A 7,857-nucleotide genomic window follows, 5' to 3' on the forward strand; every position below is an offset into this window, starting at 1 on the left:
AAGCAAAGGGACGCTTCCGAGACCGGAAAATAACGTCGGCTCGGAAACGCCCCCTTCTTGCATGCACCCGTATGCTTAGTTCGCAGCGTGCAGCTCCAACGAGGAACGCGCGACCTCCACGCCGTTCACGAGGAGCACAATGGAATGCGTCCCCGGATAATGGCGGCGGGTCGTTAATTCCGCCCAGCTATGCATGCGGGCTCCCGTCATGCGGGTTCCTCCGGAAGCCGTTTTATCCGTCAACAGAAACAACTTGCGGGAGGTACGGCCATTTGCTTTGACGAAATCGATGCCGTACTCCACCCGAATATGCACGGGTTCCCCTTCACGGATGCCGATCTCGTATTGAAGCTCTCCGCTTTCTCCTATGGACAAGAACGACGGCACTAAGGACAAAGCGGCTGAAGTGACCAGCGGCTCCTCACCGCTGGATGCCGCGTAGCCGAACAAGGCCAGCGCTTCCGGCCCTCCTTTGCGGACAAGCGTCCGGCAACCGTGGCGGATAATCCAGTCCGTCTCCTTATGATGTCCCTTCCAGCGGCGGGCAATTTCCAGCACCAGGTCCGGATGGTCCTTGGCGATATCGTTCAAGTTATTGGCCACGCTTTTGCGCACATACAGGGAAGGGTCTTCCTTCAATTGCTCCAGAATCGGCAAAATCGGAGACGGATCGCGTTTGAACATCGTAAGGGCCTGCCCCCAAGGCAGTCTTGGCCTGCAGCCTTCGCTGGCCAGGCGCCGGACATGCTCATTCGGATGCTTGGACCAGGCGAGCATTCGGCTCATCGTCCGCTCGGGATCGCGAATGAGAAAAGAACGGATGGCGAACTCCGCCGAAGATCCTATCGTAAAGCGTTCAAGAGAGTCCATCGCCAGGTGCCAGTCTTTCTCCGCAGTCCCGTACACCTCAACGAAATCGGGGAAGATCAGATAAGGGAAGCCAGTAAACTCCTTATCGATTTGACAAATCACACCCAGCGCCTCTTCGAAGCTCGCGGGCAAATATTTTCCGAGCGTCAGCGAAATTTGCCGCATCCTTGCTTTCAGCTCCAGCGTTTCCCAAGCGGAATCCATCGTTTCGGCTACGAACTTGTTCGTCTCGAAAGAGGGGTACACCGATTGGATTTTCCGCCCCAAGTCTTGCAAAAACGATTCGTTGTAGATGGATTTTAAGGTCTCTGCCATGCTTATCCTCCTTCGTCCTTTATGGAACGCTATTTCTTCCGGCTTGCCAACCCATTTATTATCAGATCGCACACGGCTTCAAAGCGGTCGTCCGCATCAGGCAGCTCCCACTCCGCCGCAAAAGCGGCGTAATGAAACCGCGAAGTGGCCAAAAAGGCGGCCAAAGCGGCGTGGCGCGAATCCTTGCAAGTAAAATCACCGGAAGAAACACCGTCTTGAATAATGGACTCGAGCTGATCGAGCAACTGCTCCACATGGATTTCCAGCACACCTTCCGTCTCGGCGACAAGCGACGCGTACATCGCGAACAGTTCGGGATCCTTGCGGGCGCGTTCCCGCTTAAAGGAGCGAAGAGTGGAGAGCCAAAGGTACAACCTTTTCTCCGGGGAAGCTTTCTTTGCCACAGCGGCTTCCAGCGGTTCAAGCGCACCGTGCATCCACCGTTCCACGACCGCCTTTCGCAAGGCGGCTTTATTGTCATAATGCCGGTACAAAGCGGCGTGGCTGACGCCTAGCGCCCGTGCGACATCGGACATGTTCGATTTGGCAAGCCCATATTTACGGAGAACCGCCTCGGCTGTATCCAGGATCAATTCTTTGGATAGCGTTTCATCTGCCATAATAGATCCACACCTCCTTGATTCGAACCGATCATATCATACCCCGTTACGATTTACCAAAAACAAATGATATAACTTGTAACTTCAGCTCATTATACCGTTAAGGACTTCTTCCATCGAGACATGGCCGACCACCCGCTCGGTACCTTCCCCTTCGAAGGCGATCCAACCCGAATTAAAGCCCTCCAGCATTTCAATCCGGCCGTCGCAGGTCCCCGCTTCAGCGCCTTGCAGGACGAACTGCTCTTCCCACTGCTCACGCGGTACGCTGACGGCTTCGACCGGACGATTCAGTTTGCGGGATACCATCTCCGCAATGTCCAGAGGCGAATAGGCGCGAGGACCTTCAAGCTCGATTACCCTTTTTCCGGACCAATCCTGCTGCAAAAGACGGGCCGCCGTTTCGCCGATATCCGTCGTTGCTACCATCGGAATCGGACGATCCAGCGGAAACAAACAGTTTGAAATTTTTCCGTGCTCTTTCGCTTCGGCGACATCCCACTGCGAATTTTCCATAAACCAGGCGGCCCGGATAAAAGCGCTGGACAACGGCAGTTCGCCGATTTCCCTCTCGAAAAAGGTATGCGGGGTAATGATCCCGAGACCGTCCGGACGATGGGAGCCAACCGAGGACAATACGACCACTTTGCGCGGCAGGGCCGCTTTGAGCGCCGCAATCACCGCAGCCAATTGGACGCGCACTTCAGGAAATCCCTCCTGCGGATAAAAATAAGGCGGGAACATCAAAAAGACGCCTTCAACTCCCGTAAAGGCCGCCTTAAGAGCGACAGAGTCCTCCAAGTCGGCTATGGCAAGCTCGGCTCCGCGTTTGGCCCAAACTTCCCCTTTTTGAGCATCGCGAACAACGGCCCGAACCTTTTCCCCTTGAGCAAGCAATTGCCGGGCGGCTACGCTGCCGACCCGTCCGGTAACTCCGATAATGGCGTACATAGCAAACACTCCTTTGATTTAGTATGGGATCATCATATCACGCCGAGTTACATATTACAAGTTACATAATTTGAATTTTGTATCATAGCAATAAAAAAGAAGCCTCCAGGTCCGTATAACCTGGCTAGGCTTCCCTTTCTAAGCTTTCCGCAATATGGGCTTGGTCAAAAGCTTTAGACAAAAACCTTCCCCATGCAATATTCATCAACCGGAATTCCATCAACCACAACGGAATTCTTTTTGAATCCTTCAATTTCAAAGCCCATCTTTCGGTATAAATGCACCGCTCGCTCATTGTGGACCATCACGGTTAGTTCGAACCGGGAAACTCCCGCATTCTGCCTCCATGCTTCCAGCGCCTCGAACAATTTCGTTCCGATTCCTTGACCTGCGTACTCTTCGAGTATCCCGACAACGATATAAACCCGGTGCCGTATGCGATTCGCACCGCCGCCGGACGCCGATAAGAAACCGGCCAATTTCTTACAGGCCTCGTCCTCGGCCACATATATTACGGAATTATCCGATTCCGCAGCGCTTTGGATGATATCCCGCTGGCGCTCCAATGTGGTTGTTCTTTCCTCCGGTTCAAGCAGCATAAACCGGGTCTCAACATCGATCTGCTTATGTAGTTCGAGAAGCTTCGCGGCGTCTTCTACCTTCGCCTGCCGGATCAAAATCATGGTGATGCTCCCCCTTTATTCGATATAACCGACAACCCTGTTGATCTTTACCAGATCCGCCGGCCGGATCTTAAGGGTCGATTGCGGCACGCCGGTTCCTCCATAAATATATGAAAATTGAAAAAGCTTCTTATCGATAACGGCCGGTATGTCCGAATGAATCAGCGATACGCTTCCGATTGCGCTGCCCGTCAATCGCTCAACTTCTTGAGGCTTTGCCATTTTTACCCGTTCGGCCCCCAGGATTGGCTTTACCAAGTCCAAATCCACGCGTTCGCGAGCCCCGGAAAAGATTAAAGCGCAGTACCCCGCATCCGTCGCCAAAATCAGGGTCGGCGCCGTCTCGCCAATTCCGATGCCCAACGCATCGGCCCCTTCCCGAGCGGTGTGAAGCTGCCTGTCGTGTCTGATAATCTCGTAATCGAACCGGTTCTCCTCCAATAGGGAGATCAACTTGTCCATAGCGGGCGCCTCCTTATCTCATATTTCACAATCCATTTCCCGTACAAACACCGCCGTTCCGGAAATAAACACTTCGATTTGCCCTTCCGCACGGCGAGCTTTAACGATAACCCTTCCGTCCTTATTCATTTCATGTCCCTGCTCAACGATAAACTCGGCAGCTCCGGCGGTTTTGTCGAGATAAGTTAACAAATAGGCCCCCATCACGCCTGAAGCTGTACCGGTTACCGCATCCTCTTGGGTTCCCGAATAAGGGGAGGAAAAATGTCTCGCGTGCATCATGGCCCTGGGATCGAAGGTCTCCAGACAAAAAGGATGCACCGAGGCACTAGGGCTTTCTTTTAATATATCGGGAAACCGCTCGTTAACGGGATTCATTTTTCCAAAGCTGTGCAGCCTTTTGATCGGGACAAGCAGCGTCCAGGTTCCCGTGCTTCCGTACACGACAGGATTGGACGAATCGATGTCATCCTCCGATAAGCCCAGGCTGTCGGCAAGCTCCGGCACGGAGCCTTGAAACGGAATAAATCGGGGCAAAGCCTGCTTCATGGTGATTCGAAGCTCATCGTTTTCCGATTCAAAAGAAACGGGCAAAACGCCGGCGTTCGTCTCGATTGTGACACTGTCTTTATCGCCCAATGCGCCGCTCTGCTTCATGCAATACATCGACGCGACCGTGGCGTGACCGCATAAGTTCATTTCATGACCCGGCGTAAAATAGCGCAATTTCAAATCGGCCTTGCCGGAATTCATGGCAAAAACCGTTTCGTTAAATCCGATTTTTGCCGCGATGGCCTGCATTTGAAGTTTATCCAGATCATCCGCATTCAGAACTACTCCTGCCGGATTTCCCTTATTGGCATGGGATGAAAAGGCATCGTAATGTAGAACCGTTCTCCGAGCCATTTCCAGCTCACTTCCTCTCCTCATTTTCAGAGCGCGTTCCATAGAAATTCGGGAGATCTCGCGCAATTCCTTCTACAAAAAAAGGCGGGGTTCCCTGTAAGGGACCCCGCCGCGGCGTTGCACGCATGGATTAAGGCTCTACGCCCCATACCAGGGTATCGCCTTGATAAAGGGTGACTTTATCCCAATCCGCATAGTTGATTTGGGTCGGATCAAAAGAATAATCGTTGGCTTCGTTAAAGTTGGACCAGTCGGATTTGGCCATCCGAAACTGAATTTCGCCGCTCTCCGCGCCTGCCGGAATCGACCCGGCAGCCGCCGTGAAGCTAAGCTCCACATACGTATCGGTGAAGGCCGACTGAACGTTCGCCGCTCCCATTTGAGCCCAATCCACCCAAGCGCTTACGCTTGCGGAACCGTCCTTGGAAAAGTAATAGCGAAGCTTCAGGTCGCTAAGGCTAACCGCGGCCGAACCGTTATTTCTGATCTTGAAATACGGTTTGATCTGGCTGTCGGTCGCATTGGTATCGGCCGCCTTATAAAGCACAGTCAGATTGCCCAATGGAACGCTTGGCCCATCCTTCGGCGTCGCCGACGCCTGCGCCGAATCGGCGCTCTCACCGGCCGCATTGACGGCACTGACCTTATAATAATAAGTTATGCCGTTGGAAAGCCCGCGATCCGTGAAAACGGGGATCGTAATTCCGGTTGCCACGGTGGTGTACGGACCGTTGCTGACATTCGCTCGCTTCACGTTGTAGCTTGCCGCCCCGGAAGACGGCGACCAGCTCAAGCCGACCTGCCCGTTGCCCGCCGCGGCCGTTAACCCGGCAGGCGTGGCGGGCGGAGTCGGACCGTTTCCGCCGCCGCTAAGCGGCTGCATGATCCGATCCAGCATCGCCTGCTTCGGAGCGTTCCAGGTGTTCCAATCGTCCAGAAGCAGGCCGCCCGTATCTCCGGAATTCGGGTTTACGCACCAGTACGTCCAATACAGCTTGTTCGCCCCGATATAATCGACCAGACCGTTCTGCCAGATGCCTTCGACACTGCTCTTGTCCACGCCGCGGCCGCCGAATTCGCCGACGATAACCGGAGCGATATTTTGTTTGCTGATGTATCCCCAATACGCGTCCCAAATGGCCGGCATATTATTGGGGAAGGAAGGATCGGAGAACCAGGGCTGGGAGGCAACGCCGGGTCCGTAATCATGGGCCGAATACACGACCCGATTAGGAACGCTCAAATCGACCGGGTGATTTGCGACCCCTTTAAGGTTGCCGCCCCACCAATAACCGTCGCTGAAGCCCTGCACATTTTTCTCAATGCCTTCCACGATGATGAGCCAATTGGGGTTCACGGACAAAATGGCGTTGCCCGCCCGCTCCGAGGCAAGCTCCCAGTCGGTGGCGAGATTTCCCGTTCCCCAACTGGCCGAACCGTGGGGTTCATTATGCAGGTCGGCGCCGATCACCGTGTCGTTGCCGTTATAACGCGCGGCCAGCATCTTCCAGTCGTCGATCCAGCGCTGTTCGGAATAAGCCGAGGTGTACCATAGCTCGGATTGCCCGCCGGAATCCGGACGATGGCGGTCCAGGAATATTTTCATCCCGCGCGCTCCCGCCTTGTCGACCAGCTTGTCCATAATCTGAATCGGAGTCAGCCCTCTTAGATCCGGATTTTTGGCATAGTCAATGCTGTTCGGAACCGACCCGGCATCAAACATCTGATTGCAAAAAGGAAGGCGGATCAGGTTGTAGCCGTGGGCTTTGATTTGATCCAGCACGTCATCCATGGACCTCGTCCATAGACCGTGGGGCGAATAGTTGGCCGTTTCAAACCCGAACCAGTTGATTCCGTTGAACACTGCGGGATTTCCGGCGGAATCGACGATCCGGTTTCCCGACGTATGATAATAATTCGCGGCAGCTTCCGCCTGTCGGGGTTCCGGGCCGAACACACCCACCCCCATGGCACTGAAAATCAGCGAACCGATCAGCAAGCTTTTCGTTAAGATTTTGAACATACGCTCACCGTCTTTCGAAGGTTTGATATAAAAAGCGGGGAAGACCAGGCCTTCCCCGCTTTGGAGACGCCGGGCAAACGGCGCTGTCCTTAGTTAGGTTCTACGCCCCAGACGAGCGTACCGTTTTGATAAAGGGTGACATGATCCCAATCGACGTAAGCCGTCTTGGTGGCATCGAAGGAATAGTCGTTGGTTTCGTCAAAATTGGTCCAATCGGTCTTGGACATCCGCAGTTGAATGTCGCCGGACTGTCCACCCGCGGCAATCGATCCGGCCGCAGCGGTAAAGCTCAGTTCAACATAGGTGTCCGCGTTCGTGCCCGTTACGGTGCCAAACGTTCTTTGAATATTCGCTCCGCCGACTTGCGCCCAATCGATCCAGGAGTTTACATCCTGACTGCCGTCCTTCGTGAAGTAATAACGGATTTTCAGGGTGCTCAGATCAACGGCGGTCGTACCGTTATTTTTGATATTGAGCTGAGGTTTGATTTGATTGTCGGCCGCGTTCGTATCCCCCGCACGGTACTGCACTGCCAAATTTCCCGTGCCCGTTCCGCCGCTCGTCGGAGTCGCGGCGGCCTGCGCCGAGTTTGCGCTTTCTCCGGCACTGTTCACCGCACTCACCACGTAATAATAAGCCGTTCCGTTCGTTAACCCCGTATTCGTATAGCCGGTTGCGGTCACTCCCGTTGCCACGGCCGCGTAAGGCCCGCCGCTGGTCGTCGCCCGTTTCACGTTATAGCTTGTAGCGCCGGAAGACGCCGTCCAACTCAGCGTGACCTGCGCGTTCCCCGCCGTCGCAGTCAAACCGGCCGGTGCTGCCGGTACCGTTGGATTAGGATTGCCTCCGCCGTTCGTCGGAATTACCGGATAAGCGTTTTGAACAAGCTGTACAAACTGGTTATGGAACCAGTGGCCGGATACCGGAGCGCCCGGAAGAGCGCCGGTCAATACGCCGCTGGAACTGACGTATGTCGGATCGCACATTCTGTCGAAGCCCTTGCCTTCATCGTTCGGGATGGCGGTAC

General features: G+C 54.4%; 8 protein-coding genes. All 8 read right to left on the reverse strand.

Going from position 1 to position 7,857, the window contains the following annotated elements; all coding sequences use genetic code 11:
• Positions 1–75 precede the first annotated feature (75 nt).
• Positions 76–1,185, reverse strand: coding sequence for a DNA alkylation repair protein (locus ACI48K_RS11625; protein ID WP_475027766.1), 1,110 nt, complete (start codon positions 1,183–1,185; stop codon positions 76–78).
• A gap of 29 nt (positions 1,186–1,214) precedes the next feature.
• On the reverse strand, positions 1,215–1,805 hold the full coding sequence (locus ACI48K_RS11630; protein ID WP_475027767.1) for a TetR/AcrR family transcriptional regulator: 591 nt from the start codon (positions 1,803–1,805) through the stop codon (positions 1,215–1,217).
• 84 nt (positions 1,806–1,889) lie between these two features.
• Entirely contained in the window at positions 1,890–2,756 is an 867-nt protein-coding gene (locus ACI48K_RS11635; protein ID WP_475027768.1) for an NmrA family NAD(P)-binding protein, read from the reverse strand.
• Between the two features lie 173 nt (positions 2,757–2,929).
• Positions 2,930–3,439, reverse strand: a complete 510-nt coding sequence (locus ACI48K_RS11640) for a GNAT family N-acetyltransferase (RefSeq protein WP_475027769.1) — start codon at positions 3,437–3,439, stop codon at positions 2,930–2,932.
• 15 nt (positions 3,440–3,454) lie between these two features.
• The gene (locus ACI48K_RS11645; protein WP_475027770.1) at positions 3,455–3,901 is read right to left on the reverse strand and encodes an aminoacyl-tRNA deacylase; all 447 of its coding nucleotides are present in this window, start codon (positions 3,899–3,901) and stop codon (positions 3,455–3,457) included.
• A gap of 18 nt (positions 3,902–3,919) precedes the next feature.
• The gene (locus ACI48K_RS11650; RefSeq protein WP_475027771.1) at positions 3,920–4,807 is read right to left on the reverse strand and encodes a PhzF family phenazine biosynthesis isomerase; all 888 of its coding nucleotides are present in this window, start codon (positions 4,805–4,807) and stop codon (positions 3,920–3,922) included.
• A gap of 130 nt (positions 4,808–4,937) precedes the next feature.
• Positions 4,938–6,830, reverse strand: coding sequence for a cellulase family glycosylhydrolase (locus ACI48K_RS11655; RefSeq protein ID WP_475027772.1), 1,893 nt, complete (start codon positions 6,828–6,830; stop codon positions 4,938–4,940).
• Positions 6,831–6,919: 89 nt separating this feature from the next.
• A partial coding sequence (locus ACI48K_RS11660) for a cellulose binding domain-containing protein (protein WP_475027773.1) occupies positions 6,920–7,857 on the reverse strand: 938 nt, incomplete at its 5' end.

The organism is Paenibacillus terrisolis, from assembly GCF_056171975.1.